We start from the raw sequence: 22,269 nt of genomic DNA on the forward strand, positions 1-22,269 counted from the left end.
GAAACTATGGCTAGCATAAGCCTCGCGACCGAAAGAGGGCACGCGATGGAGCACGGAGACGGCGCCGTCGCAGATGCGCCCCGCGCCGAATCGAACCTGAGGAAATCATGAAACTGCTCCGCGTCGGCCCCGCCGGATCCGAGAAGCCCGCCGCCCTGGGCCCGGACGGCTCGTACATCGATCTGTCGGACGTCGTCGACGACTTCGACGAGCGCTTCTTCGGCTCCGGCGGCCTCGATCGCCTGCGCCCGATCGTGCAGGAGCGACTGGCCGCCGGCGCAGCGGTCCCGCTCGGCGACGCCCGAGTCGGCGCTCCGATCGCGCGTCCGCACCAGATCCTCTGCATCGGACTGAACTACAGCGACCACGCCGCGGAGACGGGTCAGGCGGTCCCGGCCGAGCCCATCCTCTTCACCAAGTCCCCGAACACGCTCATCGGCCCGGACGACGACGTCCGCATCCCGCGCGGATCGACGAAGCCCGACTGGGAGGTCGAGCTGGGCATCGTGATCGGCACGAGGACGAGCTACCTCGACTCCGTCGAGGACGCCCGGGCGGCGATCGCCGGCTTCGTCGCCGTCAACGACGTCAGCGAGCGCGCCTTCCAGATCGAGCGGGGCGGCCAGTGGAGCAAGGGCAAGTCCGCGGAGACGTTCAACCCCGCCGGACCCTGGCTCGTCACGCCCGACGAGATCGACGACGTGCTGGCGCTCGACATGTGGCTCGATGTCAACGGCGTCCGCAGGCAGACCGGATCCACGTCGACGATGATCTTCGACCCGTACTTCATCGTCCACTACCTCAGCCAGTTCCTCGTCCTGGAACCTGGCGACCTGATCAACACCGGGACTCCCCCCGGAGTCGGGATGGGCTTCCAGCCTCCGATCTGGCTGCAGCCCGGTGACGTGATGGAGCTCGGCATCGAGGGTCTCGGTCGGCAGCGGCAGCACGTCCTCGCCCCGCGATGAGAGCCTTCGTCATCACGGGGCCGGGTGAAGCCGGCGTCCGCGACGTCGCGGCGCCGCTCGCCGCGGACGGCGACGTGATCGTCGACGTGCAGCGCGCGGGCGTGTGCGGCACGGACGTCGAGTTGTTCACCGGCGACATGCAGTACCTCGCCGACGGCGCCACCACCTACCCGATCCGCATCGGCCACGAGTGGATGGGCACCGTGTCCGCTCTCGGTGACGGGGTCGATCGACGCTGGCTGGGACGGCGGGTCACCGGCGACACCATGCTGGGCTGCGGGGTGTGCCACCGGTGCCGACGCGGCCAGCACTGGGTCTGCGGGTTCCGGGACGAACTCGGCGTCCGGGACGGGCGCCCCGGCGCGCTCGCCGAGCAGGTGTGCGTCCCCGCGTCCTCCCTGCGGGAGCTGCCCGACTCCGTCGACGACACCCTCGGCGCCCTCGTGGAACCGGGCGGCAACGCGCTGCGGTCGGTCCAGGCGGCCGCCCTGCAGCCCGGAGACCGAGCACTCGTCCTCGGACCGGGGACGATCGGACTCCTCGTCGCCATGTTCGCCCGAGCGGCCGGCGCCGAGGTGCATCTGATGGGTCGCAGCGCCCGATCACTGGGTTTCGCCCGGTCGCTCGGCTTCGACGGAGTCTGGACCGAGGACGAGCTCCCGGACCTGAGCTGGGACGCCGTCATCGACTCCTCCAATGCGCCGCAGCTCCCCGCCCGCGCCCTCGATCTCGTCGAACCGGGCCGACGGGTGGTCTACGTCGGCCTCGCGGGGAGTCCCAGCACCATCGACACCCGGACGCTGGCCCTCAAGGACGTCACCGCCGTCGGGATCCTCAGCGCGTCGCCCGGCCTCTCGGGCACGATCGACGCCTACGCGAGCGGCGCGGTCGACCCGCACCCGCTCGTCGCCGCGACGGTCGACCTCCCCGGCCTCACCTCCGTTCTCCGTGGCGATCGCCCGGATGGCGCGGGCCCCGGCCCGAAGATCCAGGTCGGCATCTCGACCGCCACCCCCGCACCGGAGAGCTGAACAGATGAGAACCGCAGTCATCACAGGAGGAGCCCGAGGGCTGGGAGCCGCGACCGCAGAGCGCCTGAGGGCGGAGGGGGTCTGCGTCGTGACCCTCGATCTGGCCGGCGCGGTCGACCACCGGGTCGACATCACGGACGAGGCGGCGCTCTCCGCCGTCGCGGCCGAGATCGGTCCGGTCGACATCCTGATCAACTCCGCCGGGATCGTCGGACCGGGCGTGCCTCTTCTCGAGACGAGTGCGGAGGACTGGAGGCGGGTGATCGAGGTGAACGTCCTCGGGACGGTCGCGACGATGCGGACCTTCGTCCCGGGGATGGTCGAGCGGGGCTGGGGCCGTGTGATCAACTTCGCCAGCATGGCGGGCAAGGACGGCAACCCCAACCTCTCGGTCTACTCGGCGTCGAAGGCGGCCGTGATCGCGCTGACGAAGTCGTCCGGCAAGGAGCTGGCCACGACGGGTGTCCTCGTCAACGCGATCGCACCGGCCGTGATCTCGACGCCGATGAACGCCGAGACCGCGCCCGACGCCCTGGCGCACATCACCAGCCTGATCCCCATGCGCCGGATCGGCCAGCCAGAGGAGGTCGCGGAGCTCGTCGCGTGGCTCGCCTCCGACCGGGTCTCGTTCTCGACCGGCGCCGTCTACGACATCAGCGGAGGTCGGGCGACGTACTGAGACGGCGCGACCGTGGACGGCGCGACAAGCGCCACCGGACGGTCGTCGTCAGTCGAGCAGGGGAGCGCACTGCGACGCGACGAGGTCGACGAGCTGCTCGTCGTCGAGCCGGAGGTTCTCACTCAGGCCGAGGTTCGCGAACAGGATCTGCGAGATCGATCGCGCCCGGCGCTCGGCCTCGCTCTCGCTCAGACGCCCGCCACGACCGAGGATCCCGGCGATCACGGCGTCGGCCTCGGCGACGATCGCCAGCGCCTGGACGCGGTGAGGCTGATCCGGGTCCCCGAAGAGCACTTCCTGCAGGTAGCGACGGCCCGTGTCGATGCGGCGCCGGTTGTAGGCGACGATCGCGCGCAGCATCGCCCGCACCGCCTCGGGGCGATCGGGGACCGCCGACGCCTCCGCGCGACCCCGCGCCACCGCTTCCGCGTAGTGCGCGTTCTGCACGAGGAGCAGGAGCTCGCCCATCGTCCGCGCGTAGAGGAAGAGCGTGCCCTTCGCGATCTCCGCTCGCTCGGCGACGAGCTGCGCCGTCACGCTCTCGAAGCCCAGCTCGTCGAAGAGACCGGCCGCCGCCGCGACGATGCGGTTCAGCTTGTCCTGCTTGTTGCGCTCTCGTTTTCCGGTCGGGCGATCAGGGGTCGTGTCCATCACCCGATTCTGTCGGAATAAATTCCGACCACGGTCAGTTCTCTTGCTGCACACCCCTGAACGGAGACAGAACCATGGCCCCCTCACCGACTCTCTGGCAGCCCCACACTCTGGGACGCCTCGAACTCCCCCACCGCCTCGCCCTCGCGCCCATGACCCGCAGCCGCGCACGAGCCGACGGAACCCCGCACGCGTCTGCGGCCGAGTACTACCGTCAGCGCGCCGGCCTCGGCCTCCTGATCTCGGAGGGCACTCAGCCCTCCGCCGCCGGACAGGGCTTCCTGAACTCCCCCGGCATCCACTCCCCCGAGCAGATCGAGGGCTGGCGCGCGATCGCGGACGCGGTGCACGAGGAGGGCGGCGCCCTGTTCATCCAGGTGATGCACGCCGGTCGGGTCTCGCACCCCGACAACACCGCGAACGGCAGCGACCCCGTCGGCCCGTCGGCGATCGGTGCCGACGTCGACATGTTCACACCGACCGGACCGCAGAAGACCCCGGTTCCCCGCGAGCTGACCACCTCGGAGGTCGAGGGCGTCGTCGAGGAGTTCCGTCACGCGGCGGCATCCGCCGTCGCGGCCGGCGCCGACGGAGTCGAACTGCACGCCGCCAACGGCTTCCTCCTCCACCAGTTCCTCGCCCCGAACGCGAACGTCCGCTCCGACCGGTACGGCGGATCCGTCGAGAACCGCGCGCGCCTCGTGGTCGAGGTCGCGCGCGCCGCGGCCGAGGAGATCGGAGCGGATCGCGTCGGGGTGCGGATCTCCCCCGCGATCGGTCTCGGCGGCCTGGAGGAGGGGACCCCTTCCCAGGTGCTCGAGCAGTACCTCCACCTCGTCTCCGAGCTCGCTCCGCTCGGACTCGCCTACCTCCACGTCCTGCACCTCGGCGACGACGAGCTGCTCCGGTCGATCCGGAGCGCGTGGCCGACGTCGCTCCTGGTGCTCCGGCCGGGGCAGGAGCGCGATCGTCTCGGCGACGACGTCGAGGCCGGCCTCGCCGACGTCACGCCGGTCGGACGTCTCGCCCTGGCGAACCCCGACCTCGTCGAGCGCCTGCGCGAGGGCGCCGCACTCACCGAGGCGGATCCGGCGACGTTCTACGGCGGCGGCGATGAGGGCTACGTCGACTACCCGGTGCTCGCCCGCGCATGAGTGAGCCCTGCCGAGTGCGCCGCGTCGCGCGCTCGGCAGGACGCGCCGGGCATCACCCGCGCAGAACGCGCAGAGTCAGCGACGACTCGACGGTCGCTCCGGCGTGCAGGACGAGTGGCCCCAGCCCGGCAGGGGGCGCTCCCGGCGGGTGGGACGCCGGCTCGAGGGCGACGGAGTCGACCCGACCGAACCAGGGGGCCTTGGCCGAGCCCCGCCTCTCCTGCCAGACGTGAGCGTGCGGCAGGACGGACGGATCCCAGGTCAGCTCGAGCACTCCCCCGAGCGGTTCCACCGCGATCCGGATCCCGCCGGAATCGACCGGCGCACTGCTGAAGCCGCTCCCGCCGAGTGCTGCGACGGCGATCCTCGTCGTTCCGACCGTGACGGACGGGACCCGATCGAAGAGCCGTCCCGCGAACGCCGGATGCTCGACCCAGGCGAATCGGTGCACCGCATCGGACAGGTTCTGCACGCGCTGCGAGACGACGAGCGCCTCGTCATCCAGCGCGATCGTGCGGACCAGGGCGAAGGGGACGGTGCGCAGGACGAGGGACGCCCTGAACGTCGTCCCCTCGGACCGCTCGACCGTCCAGTTCCTGCGCGCCGCTTCTCCGTGGAACTCGTGATGCACTCCGTCGACGTGCCGCTCCTCTCCCGCGTGCGGAAGCAGCACGTTCCAGCCGCCGGCGAAGCGCTGCGCCCAGCCGATCTCGGTGCGCGGCGCGGCCGAGGGATCCGCCGCGCCGTCCTGCGCGAGGAGCTCCACCGATGACGGCAGATGGCGGATCGAGCGGATCCGCGCGCCGAGTCGGTCGATCCGAAGCGAGAGGTCAGCGCTCGCGAGGGAGAAGGCGTCCTGGTGGTGCATCTCGACCCTTCGTCCCATCGTTCCGATCAATAGAATCGAATATCGATTATTGCGGAATGGAGCGGACATGAGTGACACCACGACGACGGGACGGAGGGGGTCGGCGAGAGTCGCGCCCGGGCTGGAGTCGGTGGCGACCGCCTTCTACTCCACCATCCCCCACGGGTCGGTCGCCGGCTCGGCACTGTCCATCTGGGTGGACGGCGAGGAGGTCGTCGACCTCGCCGCGGGAACGGCCGACGCCTCGGCCGGCCGCTCGTTCGACGCGACCGCCCTCGTCCCGCTGGCCTCGGTCACGAAGGGGCTGTCGTCGCTCCTGATCGCCGCCCTCGTCGAGCGAGGGGATCTTCCCGGGTTCGACTCCCCTCTCGCCTCGATCTGGCCCCGGTTCGCGGCGCACGGCAAGGGAGGACTGACCATCGGCGACGTCCTGGCGCATCGGGCGGGCCTGTCGGCTCCGCGCCGTCCCGTGACGGACGAGCAGCTCTACGATGCGATCGTGTGGGCGGACGAGCTGGCCGAGCAGGAGCCCCTCTGGACCCCCGGGCGGGGCCATCAGTACCACACGATCTCGCACGGGGCCCTGACGGCGAAGATCGTCGCGGCGGCGGGCGGCGGCTCCTTCAGCGAGGACTTCCGCAGGATCGTCGCCGATCCGCTCGACGCCGACGTCTGGGTGGGTCTCCCTCGGGAGCAGGACGATCGGGTGGTCCGCATGGTCGTTCCGGGAACCGACGAGGACAGCGCCGTCTCGACGTTCGAGACCCACCAGGACCACTGGGTCCTCCGAGCGGCCGACCTCGGACGGGACCTCGATCTGATCGAGCTCCTCACGTCGGAGCGGGGCCGCCGGGCGGCGATCCCCGGCGCGAACGGCCTGGGCACGGCGTCGGGAGTGGCGAAGATCTGGTCGGCCGCCGTCGTGGAGACGGACGGCGTCCGGTTGATCTCGGACGAGACGGCGCGGCAGCTGCGGCGGCCCCGGAGCATCGGTGCCCCCGTGTTCGCCGGCGAGCCGCCCTACCAGCACTGGGGGGCCGGAGTGATGATCCCCTCGCACTGGCAGTGGTATCTGACGGCGGAGTCCTTCGGCCACGACGGCGCCTTCGGGCAGGTCGCCTTCGCCGACCCGCAGCACCGCGTCGGCTTCGCCTATCTCACGAACGAGAGCGGCGACTGGGAGCGCGGCCGGTCGATCATCGAGGCGTTCCGCAAGGCCCTCTGACCGACGGCGGGAACGGAGAGAGGGGGGCGGCCTGCTGGCCGCCCCCCTCTCCGTTCCCGATCAGCCCTTCAGGCCGCCGGCGAAACCGCGGATGATGTAGCGCTGGAACAGCAGGTACACCGCCAGGATCGGGATCATCGAGATGATCAGGGACGCGAAGATCAGCGGCCAGTTGTTCACGTACTGCCCGACGAACTGGTAGATCGCCATCGGAATCGTCACCTGCCCGCTCCCGGCGAGGAAGACGAGCGGTGTGAAGAAGTCGTTCCAGATCCCCACGCTGTTCAGGATGAGGCAGGTGCCGAGAGCTGGACGCAGCAGAGGGACGACGACGTGCCAGAACGTCCCTAAGGGCGATGTGCCGTCGATCTGAGCCGCCTCCTCGAACTCGAGCGGCACGCTCGAGCGGATGAAGGTCGTCAGCAGGAAGATCGTGAAGGGCATCTGGACACCGCTGTACACGACGACGAGCGACCAGATCGACCCGAGCAGACCCAGATCGCGCATCTGGACGTAGAGCGGGATGAGTGCGAGCTGGAACGGCAGCAGCAGACCGATCAGGAACACGAAGTAGGTCGTCGTCGAGAGCCGGGCCGTGGAGCGCGCCAGCGGATAGGCCGCCATGGTGCCGATGACGAGCACGACCAGACACGACACCGACGTGACGATGATGCTCGTGATGATCGATTGGGGCAGCGACGACCCGGTCCACGCGTTGATAAAGTTGTCGAGTGTGGGGTTCGCGCTCGGGATGAGCGCCGGGGTGAGATCCGCGGTCGGTCTGATCGCGAGATTGATCAGGATGTAGACCGGGATGAGGAAGACGATCGTGATGCCGTACGCGAGCACGGTCGATCCGATGCGGGATGTGCGGGTGGTCTTCATGATGAGCTGCGCTCCTGTCGTCGCAGAACGGTGAACTGGATGGCGGCGAGGATCCCGATCGCGATCGCGAGGACCAGGGCGATCGCCGAGGCCCGGCCGTAATCGCCGAACTGCGAGAAGATCTGGTAGATCTGCGTCGAGATCGTCTGCGTCTGACCGCCGGGGCCGCCGCCCGTCACCGAGAAGATCTGGTCGAAGATCTTCAGGCCGCCGATGAGCCCGAGCATGAGGTTGATGGTGATCGCCGGGGCGAGCAGAGGCCGGGTGACGAACCAGAAGCGCTTCCAGTAGCCTGCGCCGTCCAGGGCGGCCGCCTCATCGAGCTCCGGCGGCACCCCCTGCAGCCCGGCGAGGTAGATGACCATGGTCGAGCCTGTGGACTGCCAGATCACCGTGACGACGATGATCCAGAGGGCGATGGTCGGATTGCCGAGGAAGTCGACCTCGGGAAGGTTCAACGCGGCCAGCACCGAGTTCACGCCTCCGTACCCGGGGGGCCCGAAGATGTACTTGAACAGATAGCCGACCACCAGCGCCGACACGACCACGGGCGCGAAGATGATCGTCCGCAGGACGTTGCGGCCGATGACGCTGCCGTTGAGCAGGAGCGCGATCCCGAGTCCGAGCACGTTCTGCCCGACGACGACGACGAGGGCCAGAAACAGGGTGCGCAGGGCAGCAGCGCCCGCGTCGCCCTCGAAGGCCCTGACGAAGTTGTCGAATCCGACGAAGTCGGCGTCCGGCATGGCGAAGGACCAGTTCGTGAAGGCCGCCGCCATTCCCTGGACAGTGGGCACGACCATCACGTAGAGGAAGATCGCGAGGGCGGGGAGCGCCATCCACCACAGACTCCGGCCGACCGATGGGCGGCGTCGACGTCGGGGGCGAGCGGGAGGTGCGCCGAGTGCTGCGTCCACCACAGGAGGCGTCGTTGAGATCTGTGTCACCTTCGACCTTTTTCTAACAGTTGAAACGCCATTGCGCATCTGTTGACGACAGTAGTCACGGGGATCGGCGGACGCAAGTGCAGCGCGGGCCGAGCATCGGGAACCCCCTCGCCCTCAATGCACAGCTGGCACCGCCAGGCTTTTCAGGCGCGCCGAACGCCTCCGGTCGAATGGTGGCTCGATCGAGTGGTGGCTCGGTCGAGCGTCAGGAGGCGGCCGCGCCCCGATGGCTCTCGAGGACGCTGCGGATCTCGTCAGCGCGCGCCGTCAGGCTCGCGAGCGGAGTGCGGAACGCGAGGGCGCTGATGCTGATCGCGCCGATCGGCGGGAGGCCGGGGCCCAGGCGCACCGGCAGCGCGATGCAGTTGACTCCCAGTTCACTCTCCTGATCGTCGACGCCGTACCCGCGTCGACGCGTCCGCTCCAGCTCGGCCCACAGCTCCTCAGCGGTACCGAGAGTGTGGGGGGTGCGCTTCGGGAACGAGTCCCCCAGCAGGCTGCGCAGGTCGCACTCCGTGGCGACCGTCTCGGCGAGGAGCACCTTGCCGACTCCGGTGACGTAGGCGGGATTGCGGCCGCCGATGACCGAGGTCAGCCGGATCGCCCCGGAGGGAGGATCGACCTTCGCCCGGTAGACCACCTCCTGCCCCTCGAGTACAGCGAAGTGCACCGTCTCACCGAAGCGTCGCGAGAGCTCGTCAAGAGCCGGCTGGATCAGAGCACCCTCTGGCCGGAGGGCGTAGCTGCGGAAGGCGATCCGGTAGAACTCGTCGCCGAGGAGGTAGACCCCTCGACCGAGTTGCGCCGCGAGGCCGGCGCGCCGGAGCGTGGCGAGGGCGCGGTGCACGGTCGACTTCGTCGCGCCGACACTGTGCGCCACATCCTCGAGCGTCGCCCCGGTGGGATGCTCGGCCAGAGCGATCAGGACAGCCAGAACGCGGTCGGCGCCGACCAGGCGCTCCTCGTCGGATGGGACGGCCATCGATCCTCCTCGAGGGCGAGCACCGCGGTCTTGCGGGGCCGTACCCATCACGTACTCACGAACCCGTCCACGCTAGCGCCTCGTGGGCTCGACCCTTCGTCCCCCATCCGCGCTGAGCGACGCTCCAGCAGCGGAGCGCCGGGCGGTCAGCCGACATGTCGCATCTTGTTATTCCATCAACCGTAACGGCGTTCTGGCTAGAGTGCGAGGACGACTGTCCCGTGACACTGTCCGCGACCTGTCGACGACAGCATCGCCCTCGAATGGAAGAGACCGACGTGACTCCGATCGCACCCGCTGGACCGACCCTCGCCTCCCTCGCGGTCACTGATCCGACTCGCGAGAACGCGGAGTCGGTGCTCGAACAGGGGTCCCGATCGGCCTGGATCGCCCTGCCGACCGCTCCCGCAGCTCGGAACCTCCGCGCGATCGCCCGAGATCGCGTCGACTGGGTGGGCGATGCGCCGCTGGCGCAGGAGTTCACCTCGGAGGGTCCTGTCTGCGCGGTTCACGCCGACCTCACCGGTCGACTGTTCGAGGACGTCGCCTTCGTCCTCGAACTGGAGTCGGAGACGGGGGACGTGGTCGGGAGTCTCGCCGTCGAGGGCCCGCAGCACATCTGGGACCGGCACCTGCACTTCATCACCCTCGATCCGCCGGCCCCGCCCGGGCGCTACCGCCTTCGACTGACCCGCTCGCGCGGAGAGGTCGGCTGGTACACGGGCGAACCGGAGCCTGTGGCGTCGGACGACGGCGTGTCTGCTCAGCCGGCGCGCGGCCGTGCCTTCGCGGGATCCGACCAGGTGCGCGGAGTGCGCTGCATGGCAGTGGAGACGGTACCCGCGGCCAATCCCCGATTCGCGAAGGAGTTCCGGGTCGAGAGCGCTCCGTCGAGCGCGCATCTCGCCGCCGTGGTGCTCGGGAACGGCGTCATCACTCTCAATGGGAGCGTTGTCGGGGACGAGCTCCTCGACCCGGCCCCGACCGTGTACTCCGAGCGGGTGCTCTACAGGAGCTGGAACATCGCTCCTCTGATACGCGCTGGGTCGAACCTGCTCGAAGTCCAGGCGGGCCGCGGCATGTTCGCTGCACGCGGGGCGAACATCTGGGGGTGGCACGTCGCACCCTGGCATGCCGAGCCGATGATGAACGCCGTCCTCCTCTGGCGCGACGACGCCGGCGCCCACGCGCTCGGCACCGACAGCGGCTGGATGGCCGCCCCCAGCGGCACCGTTCTCGAGACGCTCTACGGTGGAGAGACCTCGAGATCGACGGACGAAGCCCCGGACTGGTCGCCGGCTGTCGTCGTCGCGGGCCCGTCGGGCGTCCTCGAACGGGCCGCACTGCCCCCGACGCGCGAGGCGGGGCGACTGCTCCCCGTCGTCGGCACGAGTCACGGAAGCGCGACCCTCTACGACTTCGGCCGGGTCGTCACGGGGAAGGTCCTCCTCGACCTCGAGGGGCCAGCGGGCAGCAGTGTCGCGGTCCGCTACGGCGAGTTGCTCTCGCCGGACGGCCGGGTGGGAGTCGAGAACACGCTCGTCGCGGGCACACCCCAACTCGACGTCCACCGGTTCGAGACGACAGCCGTCGTGTCGGCGTGGTCGGCCCGGTTCGGCTATCGCGGCTTCCGGTTCGTCGAGGTCGAGGTCTCAGGCGGCGCGGTCGCCTCGACGCCCACCGCGGTCTCGATGCACGCCGACATCGACCGGCGCGGCTGGTTCGACTCGGACGAGCCCGTTCTCACCTGGGCCGACGACGCGTTCCGTCGCACCTTCCTGAACAACCTCCAGGGCATCCCGACCGACACCCCCGTCTACGAGAAGAACGGCTGGACCGCTGACGCGATGCTGGCGACGGAGGCGGCGCTGCATCAGTTCGACGTCGACGGGTTCCTCGCCAAGTGGCTGCAGGACCACGCCGACTCGCAGACCGCGGACGGCGAGATCCCGCAGATCGTGCCGACCCCCGGCTTCGGCGAACGGACGGATCCCGCGTGGAGCGGATCGGCCGTGCTCATTCCATGGCAGCTCTACTGGGAGTCCGGGGACGACGCGGTACTGCGGCAGTGTGCTCCCATGATCGAGAGGTTCGCCGACTCGCTTCTCGCGATCGCGGGTGACGGGATCTGGCCGATCCGCAGCTGGGGCGACTGGCTCGCTCCCGGGCACTCCATCCCCCCGGAGGGGACGGCTTCCACCGCGACGCTGATGATGATCACCGTCCTGCAGCATGCGGCGCGCATCCTGGCTCTGGTGGAGCGTCAGGACGCCGCGGACCGGTTCGCCGATGCGGCCACGCGCACGGCCAGGACGTACCACGAGACGCACTTCGACCCCTCCACGGGGCACTACGCAGTCCAGGGCGTCTCCTATCGCCAGACGATGAACGCGCTGCCGCTCGTCTTCGGGATCGTCCCCGGGGAGTTCCGCTCGTCCGTCGCCCGCAGCCTCGTGCGCGACATCGAGGACCGGACGCACGGGCACCTGGACGCCGGGGCCATCGGCGCCCGGTACCTGCCCGACGCACTGAGCATCGCAGGACGGGACGATCTCGCCCTCAGCATCCTGACTTGCAGGACGGCACCGGGCTGGGGCGCCTGGTATGCAGCGGGAGAGCAGACCCTGAGGGAGTCGTGGGACGCGGACGCCCGTTCACTCAACCACTACTTCCTCGGCGGCGCTCTGAGCTGGGTGCACCAGCGGGTCGGCGGCCTCCGAGCGGCCGCGCCCGGCTGGACGGTGATCGACGTCGATCCCATTGACGACCCGCGAGTGAGACGGGGGTCGCTGCGTCACCTGACGCCGCAGGGGCCCGCCGCGCTGACCTGGGCTCGCAGCGACGCCGGCCTCTCCGGGGAGATCGACGTGCCGCCGGGCAGCATCGCCCGTCTCCGGACGGCCGACGGGGTTCGCGAGTTCCCTCCTGGACGTCATCCGCTCGCGTCCTCCTGACGGGGCGGGTGGCGATCCACGGGAGCGCCGTCCGCCGCATCCGGACACGACGGAAGGCACCGTGAGCAGTCGCCCACGATGCCTTCCGTCCTGAAGGGGCCCCGGTTGATCCCGGACTAGCCCTGCGCTTCCTGCATGGCCTCGGCGACACCCTCGGGCGTGGTGTCGCCGAGGAACAGGGACTGCAGCCGCTCGTTGAGCGTGGTCTGCACCTCGGCCCGCACCGTGCCCAGGGGGACGGTCTCACCCGCTGCCACGGCCGCTGCGAAGCTCTCGAGCGCGGCCGGCGGCGTGTACTGGTCGTTCGGCAGCACGGGCACCGACTGGAAACCGTCGGCGTAGATCGCGGAGATCTCCGGCTTGCCCATGAACTCGAGGAAGGCCTGCGCCGCCGCAGGGTTCTTCGCCGAGGCGTTGATGGTGGTCACGAAGCCCGGCAGGGCGGTCGAGAGGGTCTTGCCGCTGTCATCGGCGGGCATCGGAACGACGACGTACTCGTTGTCCGGGCCCTGCGCCTGGAGCGAGGGGAGGACGCCTCCGACGTCGACGATGCTGAGTGCGTTGCCTGCGGCGACCTCGGTCGCGCCCTGGTCGCGGCTGCGGCCCAGCGCGCCCTCTCCGAAGCAGCCGTCGTCGAACATCTTCTTGTAGATGGTGAACTGGTCGACGAACGCCGAGTCCGTGTAGGTCGCGTCACCCGCCGCGAGCTCGGCGTCGAACTTCGGGTCGGCGCCCCACACGAGGGTTGCGGACTGTGCATAGGTCAGGAACTGGGGCCCGATGGCGGCGTCGCCGAGACCCTGGCCGTAGGCGTAGACGCCCTTCGCCTGCGCGTCCGCGCAGAACTGGTAGACCTCCTTGAGGGTCGTCGGAGGAGTGAGGCCGACCTCGTCGAGCTTGGTCTTGTTGTAGATCGAGGTGAGGGGCTGGAAGGCCCCCGGGAAGGAGTACACCTCGCCGTCGTAGCTGAAGTTGTTCTCCCAGCCCTCGGGGATCTGGTCACCCCAGGTGACGTCGAGGGGGGCGACGCGTCCTGCCGCGGCGAGTGAGACGACGGTGTCACCACTGTCACCGACCGCTCCACCGGGGAAGGAGGTGAGGATGTCGGGAGCGGTGTTCCCCTGGAGCTGCGTGATGACGAGTTGACCGATGTCGCCACCTTGGTAGTCGAACTTCACGTCGACGTCGGGGTACTCCTTCTCGAACTCCGTTCTGATCTCCTCGTAGGTGTCCTTGAACGCGGAGGCGAAGATGCCGGTCAGTGTTCCGCTCACCTCGCCGTCGGCACTCGGCTGGGTTCCACCGCCGCTGCCGCCCGTGCAGCCGGCGAGCAGGAGTGCTGTGGCGGCGGCGATCGACGTCGCCGCGATTCTCTTGATCCTCATCGATCGAGTCCTTTTTCGTCTGTGGGTGTGCAGGGGGGGGTCCGATTCAGCTCTCCGTCTTGAATGCCGTTCTCAATATTCCATCTGCCGGAACGTCATTGCGGATCGCTGAGTTAGAGTATCCACGGATTTCCCGTTGACGCAACAGGCGGGGTCGCCGAGCACCGCGAGCGCCGACATCGGGGACCGCAGAACGGCAGATCCACTTTCGCGCCCGAATCGAGGAGGACTCATGACCGAAGGACCGATCGCCCCGCCCCAGGATCCCGAAGCGGAGACGGCGCTCCTCGCGCTCCTGCCTCCGGGATCGAGCCGCCCCGACCCGGATCTCACGAGGATGCGCGCCCCGGCTGTCGAGCGCGCCGACATCGAGGCGCTCGACCCGGACGGCCGGTTCTCGCTCACGCAGCAGGTGGTCGCGACGAGCGACGGCGGCGAGATCCGCCTCATCGTCGCTCGACCGACGACGGTGGTACCGAGGGGATGCGCGTACAACATCCACGGGGGCGGCATGGTCTCCGGCTCCCCCCTCGACGGGATGGCCGAACTGCTCGATCACGCCGCTGCACTGAGCCTGGTCGTCGTCTCGGTCGACTACCGACTCGCGCCGGAGCACCCCCACCCCACGCCGCTCGAGGACTGCTACGCCGGTCTCGTGTGGGTCGAGTCGATGCTCGACACGTGGAACGTGCCGTCGCACTCGCTGATCATCACCGGCGGAAGCGCCGGCGGAGGGCTGGCGGCGTGCTGCGCCGTCGTCGCTCGTGATCGCTCGGGCCCGGCCCTGGCCGGGCAGCTCCTTCTGGAGCCGATGCTCGACAGCCGCAACGACAGCTACTCAGTGCATCAACTCGCCGGGACCGGCACGTGGGACAGGGCGTACAACGCCTTCGGCTGGGCGGCCTTGCTCGGCCGGAGGAGCGGGTCCGAGGAACTCGATCCGCCGGCGTCCGCCGCGCTGGTCCGCGACCTGTCGTCGCTGCCGCCGGCGTATCTCGACGTCGGCAGCACCGACACCTTCCGCGACGAGACCGTCGCCTACGCCGACCGGCTGTGGAAAGCGGGCTGCTCCGCGGAGCTGCACGTCTGGCCGGGAGGCTTCCACGGCTTCGAGGTCATCGCGCCGCAGTCCGCTCTCGCGGCCGCGGCACGTGCTGCTCGCCTCGACTGGCTGCGGCGGCGACTCCTCGCCGCGTGAGCACCGATCGCCGAGGGACCCGGATCACGCCGGTTCGTACGAGACCTGCTGGAGAACGGATCCGGGTCCTCCGGCCTCGAAGGCGAGCACGCGTCCGGTGAACCCGGACGCCACCTCGGTCGAGAAGTACCGGCCGTCGAGACGCGCCAGTTCGATCGTCCCCTCGGCCGTCCCGATCGAGGCGACGAGGTCGTCCGGTCCGCCGTGACCCAGCGGGATCTGCGGGGACGCGCTCGGGACGCTCGACAGCACGAGCCGCGCGGAGGCGTCGCTGAGAGGCATCGAGGCCACCTCGGTGAGCACGTCCCCGATGTGCACGAGCACGCGGGCCCGCTCACCGTCCCACTGGATCCCGCACCAGTGTCGATCGTCGATCCGCACCGTCATCCGTCCTGCGCCGGAGAACTGTCCGACCGCGCTCCAGGCGAGGTCGAGGACCCGGACGCAGAGCGGTCCCGGCGCGGAGGGATCGAGCACCCATCCCCTTCCCTGCACGCCGGCGCCCGTGGCCGCGGGTTCTCCGCGGGGGGTGATCCATCGGGGAGGGAGGATCCTCGTCGAGAAGTCCTCGACGAACCCCGTCGCCATCGGCGGGACCTCGAACGCGTCGTCGACGACGATCGGCCAGCCGTCCTTCCAGGCGACGCCGGCGAGGAACGTCTCGCGCCCGAGCACGTGGTAGCCCGGTGTCGACCCTCTGGGGCGCACGCCGAGATAGACGGCGGCCCACTCCCCGTCGACGGTCTCGACGAGATCGGCGTGACCGACGTTCTGGACCGGGTGGATGCTGCTCCTCCGGGTGAGGATCGGGTTCTCCGGACTCGGTTCGAACGGACCACGCACGCTCGAGCTGCGCGCGACGGTGACGCAGTGTCCGCGTTCGGTGCCGCCTTCGGCGAGGACGATGTACCAGAAGTCGCCGATGCGGTGGAGGTGCGGGCCCTCGGCCGCCGGGAGTCCGCTGCCCTGCCAGACCGGGTAGGGATCCTCGAGCAGCTCGCCCGTGGCGAGATCGATCGGCGCCTGGAGGATCCCCTTGCCGCCCTCGACGAAGTCGAGGGCGTGCCAGGTCAGGTAGCAGGTGCCGTCGTCGTCCCAGCACAGGTCCGGGTCGATGCCGATGGCGCGGGGGACGGAGACGGGCTCGCTCCACTCCCCCGCCGGGTCGGACGCGGTGAACACCAGCTGACCGGAGTCGAAGTCGCTCGCGTTCGTGGTGATGAACCGGAAGACGCCGTCGTGGTGGCGGAGGGTCGAGCCGTAGACACCTCTCGATGGCCCGTGGGTGCGCCTCATGAACTGGGAGGGACGGGTGATCACGTGTCCGATCTGCTGCCAGCTGACGAGATCGCGGCTGTGGAAGATCGGGGCACCGGGGAAGTACTCGAAGCTCGAGTGGGCGAGGTAGTAGTCGTCGCCCACGCGGCAGATCGTCGGATCCGGGTGGAAGCCCGGGACGATCGGCTGAAGAGCTCCGCTGACTGCGGGGCCGCGATCCGGTCCGGCAGGGGCGGGGTGAGGGTCGATCATGACGAGCTTCCTGAGAGGGGCGACGATGCCGCCGTCGGTGAGGCGAGAGCCGGCTCTGGGCCGTGCTCCTCGAGCGATGTTCCCGCGTTCCGGACCGCCATCGGCTCGTTCGACGGGGGCTGCATCACGGGCCTCTCGACCCGGACCGCCCTTCGTCGTACGCCCGACGCTAGCGGCCGCCCGATCGACGGCATGCCGCAGCGGCCGTTTTGCGCAACGGGTCGACGAGCGCGAGGACCGCACGCCGACCGTCCCGGGTGGGGGACGCATGACATCCTGTTCAGACGCGGAGCTCGCCGATCGATCACGAGATCCGGGAAGGACCGGCAGTGGCGCACAGCGGACGGGAGGTCGCCCTCCGCGATGTGGCGCGGGCGGCCGGGGTCTCGATCTCGTCCGCCTCGAGGGCGCTCTCGGGGCGCGGGGACCTGCGGCGCGAGACGCGTCAGCGTGTGCTCGACGCGGCCCGCGAGCTGGGGTACGCCCCGTCGACGTCCGCGGGGGGCCGTCCCGCGAGCAGTGAGCCCCGAACGGTCGAGCTGGTCCTCGGCTCCTTCGACGACGACTGGACGGCGGCCGTGACCGACGGCGCGCGGACGGCGGCGTTCGAGCTCGGATTCGATCTCGTGCTCACGCTGGAAAGGGACGACCCGACGGACGACTGGCCGTCGAGAGTCGCCGCTCGCAGGCCGGCCGGCATCGTCCTCGGGATCATCCGGCCCACCCATCGTCAGATCCTCGAGTTGCACGACCTGAGGATCCCCGTGATCCTCCTCGATCCGAGATCCGATCCGGACGACCGGCTGATGACGGTGGGGACGAGGGATCTGCAGGGCGGCCGCGACGCGGGCGAGCACCTGGTCGCGTCAGGCGCCGATCGATTCGTCGTGGTGACGGGAACGCCGCCGTACCGCTTCGGCCGGGCACGCGAAGAGGGGTTCGCGAGCGCCCTCCGTCAGGCCGGCGTCGAGGACTCGCTGGTCCGGGTGCCCAGCCAGTGGACGGACGCGACGGTGACCCCCGAACTCCTCGGCGCCCTCGCGGGAGCCGGCGAGGTGGGCGTGTTCGCGTGCAACGACGAGATGGCGCTGACCGTCTACCGAGCGGCCCGCCGTCTCGGCAAACGCATCCCCGACGATGTCCGTGTCGTCGGATTCAATGACGAGCCTCGCGCCGCGAGCGCGGAGCCCGCCCTCAGCTCGGTCAGGCAACCGCTGCGCGAGATGGCCGGCCGAGCGGTACGGCTCGCCGTCGAGCAGCGCGGCGAGGCGCCCGACGCCCCCCACGACCGGGTCGAACTGCCGAGCACACTGGTGACCAGGGAGTCGAGCCGTCGTCCGACGGCGCGGGCTCGGTAGGGCAGACGTTCCCGCGTTGGTCGTACAGAGAGAAGACTCCCCGACCCGGTCCTGCCGAACAGTTGCAGTTGCGCAATACCCGGCGACGGAGACCGGAACGGCGCGGACCGGATGATTGGCTTGCGCAGAGCCGTACCCGCACGTCGACGAGGCCTGGGGCTGGACGTCTCCAAACCTCTCAAGGAGCAATCGATGACCACTTGGACGCCGTCGTTCATCGCGCCCGCCGAACGCATCGGAACGGAGCGGGTCGTCCGGCTCCGGCATCGGCTCGAGCTCGATCCGAGCCGCGGCGACGTCGCGTCGGCATCGTTGCGGTGGACCGCCCTCGGCGTCGCTGAGGCGACCATCGACGGGAACCTTGTCGATGGACTCCTCCTCACCCCGGGCTGGTCCAGCTATCAGTGGCGGCTGCGCTACGCGGAAGTCGACGTGACGGCACTGGTGAACCGCGACAGCGTGATCGAGTTCCGTCTGGGCCCCGGCTGGTACGCCGGTCGCCTGGGCTTCTACGCAGGCCGTGAGCACTACGGCGACCGGACGGCGGTCGCCGGACAGCTCCGGATCGGCTTCGCCGACGGGAGTGAGCAGGTCGTTTCCACCGACGAGCTGTGGGAGTGGACGCCGTCTTCGACGCTCGCCGCGGACCTCTACGACGGGCAGACGATCGATGCCCGAATCGCGGAGCAGGGCGCGTGGGCGGCGGTCGAGCGGATCCCCGCACCGTCCGCTGGACTCGAACCCTACGTCGGTCCTCCCGTGCGCAGGCAGGAGAGCATCGCTCCCGTCGAGGTCTGGCGATCCCCCTCAGGCCGACTACTCGTCGACTTCGGGCAGAACCTCGTGGGCTGGCTGCGGGTGTCCGTCACCGGACCGGCCGGGACGCAGATCGTCATCCGGCACGCCGAAGTGCTCGAGCAGGACGAACTCGGAACGAGGCCCCTGCGATCCGCGTCGGCCACCGATCGCTTCATCCTCTCCGGAAACGCGGACGTGTTCGAGCCGACCTTCACCTTCCACGGCTTCCGTTACGCGGAGATCACGGGCTGGCCGGGCACGGACGACGACGTCGCGGAGGCCGTGCAAGCAGTCGTCGTCGGCTCGGAGCTCCGTCGCACCGGCACCTTCCGCTCTTCCCACCCTGAGCTGAACCGACTCCACGAGAACGTCGTCTGGAGCCTCCGCGGCAACTTCCTCGACATCCCCACCGATTGCCCCCAGCGCGACGAGCGTCTCGGCTGGACCGGGGACATCGCCGTGTTCGCTCCTACCGCCGCCTACCTCTTCGACGTCCAGGACTTCCTCACGGACTGGATGCTGGACGTCGCCGTCGAGACCGAGAACAACGGAGGCAACGTGCCGTTCGTCGTCCCGAACGTCCTGGCGCTGGAGCCCGACGCCGAGACGAACCCGATCCTCGGATCCCCTGACCCGACCGCCATCTGGGGCGACGCAGCGGTCTGGGTTCCGTGGGCGCTCTACGAGCACGACGGCGACCTCGGTCGACTTGCGCGCCTCTACCCGACGATGGCAGCACACGGCGACGCCGTGGCCCGGGTGCTGGACGCCGACGGACTCTGGTCGAAGGGCTTCCAGTTCGGCGACTGGCTGGACCCGCTCGCCCCGCCGGAGGATCCGGCCGCGGCGCTGACTCCGACCTCGCTGGTGGCGACGGCCAGCGGGTACCGCACCTTCACGATGCTCGCGCGTGCTGCACGCGATCTCGGCGATCCCGCTGCAGCGGAGCGGTGGGCGACAGTGAGCGGGCGCCTGCGTGCGGCCTTCCGCGCGCACTTCCTCGCCGACGGCCGACTCGTCCCAGAGACCTCGACCGGGTATGCGCTGGCGATCGTGTTCCAGCTGTTGGATCCGGAGGAGATCCCCACGGCCGGCGCCCATCTCGCCTCCCTCGTCCGCGACAACGGCTTCCGGATCTCCACCGGTTTCGCCGGGACCCCCTTCATCACGCGAGCGCTCGCGGACAGTGGGCACGTCGAGGAGGCCTACCGGCTCCTCCTCCAGGACGAGTGCCCCTCCTGGCTCTACCCGGTGACGATGGGTGCGACGACCATCTGGGAGCGCTGGGACTCGATGCTGCCCGACGGCAGTCTCAACAGCGGGGACATGACGTCCTTCAACCACTATGCACTCGGGTCGGTCGCCGAGTGGCTGCACCGAACGGTCGCAGGGATCGCTCCTCTGGAGCCCGGCTACGGCCGGGTTCTCCTCGCGCCGCGTCCTGGCCCTGGCCTCGACTGGTGCGAGAGCGAACTGATCCTGCCGAGCGGACCGGTGAGCGTCCGGTGGGAGCGGACGCCCCGCGGCGTCACGCTCGACGTCCGACTGAGCGTGCCCGGAGTCGTGAGCTGGCCCGGTCTCGACGATGTCGATCTCGCCATCGGAGAGCACCGCCTCGAGCTGCCTGCCGAGGCTCGTTAGCGAGGGTCTCGATGCTGCCCGTCCGGTGCGGATGATCGAGGGAGTGCCCTCGAGTGCGGCACCCGTCCGTGATCGACGCCGCGACGACTCCCGTCCTCGGCGGAACCGGGCTGGGCGCTTCGTCGGCTGCGGAGAAAGCAGAGGACGACGCTCGCCTAGGTGACCCGGGGATCTTCTGCGAGTACAGCCCAGAGAGACCGCCCCGGACAGACGTGTCCCGTCAGCGGAACGCGCGCCGCGTGATGATGTTCCCCCGGCCGCCGGAACTCGTCGCGACATCGCGGGGCTCGTGCGGAGGACGTCGACCGTGCAGATGCTCGAAGTCCTGTGCACAGACATCGGAGGTCGAAACCCGCACCACTCCGGTGGAGACCGGCGGATCGGCGGCGGTGGGAACGCCCGACCTGGGCGTCCCCACCGCCGCGTCCTGTCAGTACGCGACGACCGGATAGGGTCGCGATCTCGACCCGAGGTATCCCTCGCCGGCGAACGTCGCGATCAGCACATGGGCGCCGCGCTTCAGCGCCGGGATGGTGACGGTCACCTTCCCCTTCGCGTCGGCCGTCACGTTCGCCGTGGCCACCACTCGACCCTTGTCCGTGACAGTGATCGTCCCGGTCGGTGCGGTGCCGTCGTCCGCGGAGACGGCGACCTCGTAGTCCACCGACGTACCGGCCCTCACGAGTCGACGGTCGACGCTACCCGTCACCGTCGTCTTCGTCGGTGACGCGATGGACCCCACTGCGCTGGTCTTACCGGAGTTGTCGGTGGCTCGGTACTCGACGACCGTCCTGGAGCCGGTCACCTTGATCGGACCGGTGTAGCTCTGCCATGCGGAGGGCGCAGCGCCGACCTTCTTGACGGTGCGGTACTCGATCGTCGCGACGCCGGAGTAGTCGTCGGTCGCGGTCAGGGTGAGCCTCTTGCCCTGGAACCCGGGGGTGACGACCGGAGCTGCACCCTCGTTGACGACGACGCGGACGCGATCCAGGTTCAGAACCCGGGCGTTCGGGTCCGAGACGTCGCCTTCGCGATCGGCGGAGACGCGAGCGCCGGCGAAGACCGTGCCGACGGTCGTGTAGGTGTGCGTCGCACTGGTCGCGATTTCGTTGGCGGGCTCTGCGACGGGAGCGTCGTCGAAGGTTCCGGTGCCGAGGTAGTCGAACGAGGTCGTCGCGATCGCGCCGAGTCCATCGGGAGCGTCCGCGGTGAGATCCAGGCGCACGGTCTGTCCGGTCTCGACCTCGGCACGGTCTGCACCGTCGATCGTCAGGACTGCGGTGGGCTGAACCCCGCCACGGGTCTCGGCGTCGGAGCCGACGATGACCTGCGCGTCCTCGATCTCGTACCGGGTGGACGGCGGGGCAGGAGTCTCGCCCTCCGCCCAGCCGGCGACGTCGCGGAGAGCCTGCTCGACCATGCCGAAGTAGGGGACGAGGCCGGCCGGATCGGAGGCGACGAGTCCCTCCTGGTGGTTCGCGCGATCGTAGAGGTACAGCCTGTAGGAGTCGTCTGCGGCGGCGCCGAGGCTGTCCTGGACGCGGTGCTGGTACCAGACGGCGTTCAGTGGCGGAGCGTCGACGTCGTAGAGGTTCTGCACGACGATGACCTTCCCGTTGATCGACCCGTCGAGCGCGGTGTTCCCCGCGGCCGAGATGATAGTCGGGGGCTCGGGCACTGCTCTCTGCGGGTAGAGCGGCGTGCCATCGCTGGAGAGCCCTATTGCGCAAACAACGCTCACGCTGCCGTATGACTGATTAGGTGGAACAGGATGCAGCAGTGGCCCTCACCGGCCTCGTCTCCGAGCTCGCCACGGTAACCGTCGACACCCGCGCGACCATCGGCCGTTCCGAGCCGCGCCGCGAGGCACGGACGTCACGGGTGGAAGGTGATCTGTAACCGAGCATTCGCGACCGGAATGCGCAGCTCCTGCCAGCTGGGGCGGGTGCCGCGCCCTCGGGAAGCGTCAGCGCAGGAGTTCTCTGACGACGAGCCCCGCGGCGACGGCCTGACCG

The 22,269-nt window shown here is 69.7% G+C and carries 17 protein-coding genes; 9 read left to right on the top strand and 8 right to left on the bottom strand.

The window, feature by feature from the left end; all coding sequences use genetic code 11:
- Positions 1–107 precede the first annotated feature (107 nt).
- The 3 genes from GSU72_RS20360 to GSU72_RS20370 are packed head-to-tail and all read left to right on the top strand — an operon-like array spanning position 108 to position 2,678.
- Positions 108–968: a fumarylacetoacetate hydrolase family protein gene (locus tag GSU72_RS20360; RefSeq protein ID WP_159987090.1), complete on the top strand. Its 861-nt coding sequence runs from the start codon at positions 108–110 to the stop codon at positions 966–968.
- Positions 965–1,999 carry an alcohol dehydrogenase catalytic domain-containing protein gene (locus GSU72_RS20365; RefSeq protein WP_159987091.1) on the top strand — a complete coding sequence of 345 codons (1,035 nt, stop codon included), beginning with the start codon at positions 965–967 and terminating at the stop codon, positions 1,997–1,999. The genes GSU72_RS20360 and GSU72_RS20365 overlap by 4 nt, the downstream gene beginning before the upstream one ends.
- A 4-nt stretch (positions 2,000–2,003) precedes the next feature.
- Positions 2,004–2,678, top strand: a complete 675-nt coding sequence (locus GSU72_RS20370; protein WP_159987092.1) for an SDR family NAD(P)-dependent oxidoreductase — start codon at positions 2,004–2,006, stop codon at positions 2,676–2,678.
- Between the two features lie 48 nt (positions 2,679–2,726).
- Here the strand turns inward: GSU72_RS20370 and GSU72_RS20375 are convergent, their stop codons facing one another.
- Positions 2,727–3,329: a TetR/AcrR family transcriptional regulator gene (locus tag GSU72_RS20375; RefSeq protein ID WP_159987093.1), complete on the bottom strand. Its 603-nt coding sequence runs from the start codon at positions 3,327–3,329 to the stop codon at positions 2,727–2,729.
- Positions 3,330–3,403: 74 nt separating this feature from the next.
- On the opposite strand from GSU72_RS20375, the gene GSU72_RS20380 reads away from it, so the two are divergent.
- Positions 3,404–4,483 carry an alkene reductase gene (locus GSU72_RS20380; protein WP_159987094.1) on the top strand — a complete coding sequence of 360 codons (1,080 nt, stop codon included), beginning with the start codon at positions 3,404–3,406 and terminating at the stop codon, positions 4,481–4,483.
- Between the two features lie 52 nt (positions 4,484–4,535).
- Here the strand turns inward: GSU72_RS20380 and GSU72_RS20385 are convergent, their stop codons facing one another.
- Complete coding sequence (locus GSU72_RS20385; RefSeq protein WP_159987095.1) at positions 4,536–5,420, bottom strand: hypothetical protein; 885 nt, start codon at positions 5,418–5,420, stop codon at positions 4,536–4,538.
- Here GSU72_RS20385 and GSU72_RS20390 point away from each other — a divergent pair.
- Positions 5,419–6,576, top strand: coding sequence for a serine hydrolase domain-containing protein (locus GSU72_RS20390; RefSeq protein ID WP_159987096.1), 1,158 nt, complete (start codon positions 5,419–5,421; stop codon positions 6,574–6,576). The two genes, GSU72_RS20385 and GSU72_RS20390, sit on opposite strands and share 2 nt — an antisense overlap.
- A gap of 60 nt (positions 6,577–6,636) precedes the next feature.
- On the opposite strand, the gene GSU72_RS20395 is transcribed toward GSU72_RS20390, so the two are convergent.
- The 3 genes from GSU72_RS20395 to GSU72_RS20405 form a co-directional block, all read right to left on the bottom strand.
- Complete coding sequence (locus GSU72_RS20395; RefSeq protein WP_159987097.1) at positions 6,637–7,461, bottom strand: carbohydrate ABC transporter permease; 825 nt, start codon at positions 7,459–7,461, stop codon at positions 6,637–6,639.
- Complete coding sequence (locus GSU72_RS20400; RefSeq protein ID WP_244256158.1) at positions 7,458–8,300, bottom strand: sugar ABC transporter permease; 843 nt, start codon at positions 8,298–8,300, stop codon at positions 7,458–7,460. The genes GSU72_RS20395 and GSU72_RS20400 overlap by 4 nt, the downstream gene beginning before the upstream one ends.
- Before the next feature lie 313 nt (positions 8,301–8,613).
- Positions 8,614–9,390, bottom strand: coding sequence for an IclR family transcriptional regulator (locus GSU72_RS20405; protein WP_159987099.1), 777 nt, complete (start codon positions 9,388–9,390; stop codon positions 8,614–8,616).
- A 278-nt stretch (positions 9,391–9,668) separates the two neighbouring features.
- Between GSU72_RS20405 and GSU72_RS20410 the strand changes: the two genes are divergently transcribed.
- Positions 9,669–12,344 (top strand): family 78 glycoside hydrolase catalytic domain, encoded by a 2,676-nt coding sequence (locus tag GSU72_RS20410; RefSeq protein WP_159987100.1) that lies wholly within the window; start codon positions 9,669–9,671, stop codon positions 12,342–12,344.
- Positions 12,345–12,460: 116 nt separating this feature from the next.
- On the opposite strand, the gene GSU72_RS20415 is transcribed toward GSU72_RS20410, so the two are convergent.
- Positions 12,461–13,729 carry an extracellular solute-binding protein gene (locus tag GSU72_RS20415; protein WP_159987101.1) on the bottom strand — a complete coding sequence of 423 codons (1,269 nt, stop codon included), beginning with the start codon at positions 13,727–13,729 and terminating at the stop codon, positions 12,461–12,463.
- 232 nt (positions 13,730–13,961) lie between these two features.
- Between GSU72_RS20415 and GSU72_RS20420 the strand changes: the two genes are divergently transcribed.
- Positions 13,962–14,927 carry an alpha/beta hydrolase fold domain-containing protein gene (locus GSU72_RS20420; RefSeq protein WP_159987102.1) on the top strand — a complete coding sequence of 322 codons (966 nt, stop codon included), beginning with the start codon at positions 13,962–13,964 and terminating at the stop codon, positions 14,925–14,927.
- 24 nt (positions 14,928–14,951) lie between these two features.
- Here GSU72_RS20420 and GSU72_RS20425 read toward each other — a convergent pair whose 3' ends face one another.
- Positions 14,952–16,457, bottom strand: a complete 1,506-nt coding sequence (locus GSU72_RS20425; RefSeq protein WP_159987103.1) for a glycoside hydrolase family 43 protein — start codon at positions 16,455–16,457, stop codon at positions 14,952–14,954.
- Between the two features lie 329 nt (positions 16,458–16,786).
- Between GSU72_RS20425 and GSU72_RS20430 the strand changes: the two genes are divergently transcribed.
- Complete coding sequence (locus GSU72_RS20430; RefSeq protein ID WP_159987104.1) at positions 16,787–17,815, top strand: LacI family DNA-binding transcriptional regulator; 1,029 nt, start codon at positions 16,787–16,789, stop codon at positions 17,813–17,815.
- Between the two features lie 192 nt (positions 17,816–18,007).
- The gene (locus tag GSU72_RS20435) at positions 18,008–20,254 is read left to right on the top strand and encodes an alpha-L-rhamnosidase (RefSeq protein ID WP_159987105.1); all 2,247 of its coding nucleotides are present in this window, start codon (positions 18,008–18,010) and stop codon (positions 20,252–20,254) included.
- 430 nt (positions 20,255–20,684) lie between these two features.
- Here GSU72_RS20435 and GSU72_RS20440 read toward each other — a convergent pair whose 3' ends face one another.
- Positions 20,685–21,932: an Ig-like domain-containing protein gene (locus GSU72_RS20440; protein ID WP_159987106.1), complete on the bottom strand. Its 1,248-nt coding sequence runs from the start codon at positions 21,930–21,932 to the stop codon at positions 20,685–20,687.
- Positions 21,933–22,269 lie beyond the last annotated feature (337 nt).

The organism is Rathayibacter sp. VKM Ac-2760 (assembly GCF_009834185.1).
In the GTDB taxonomy this organism is placed as follows: Bacteria; Actinomycetota; Actinomycetes; order Actinomycetales; family Microbacteriaceae; genus Rathayibacter.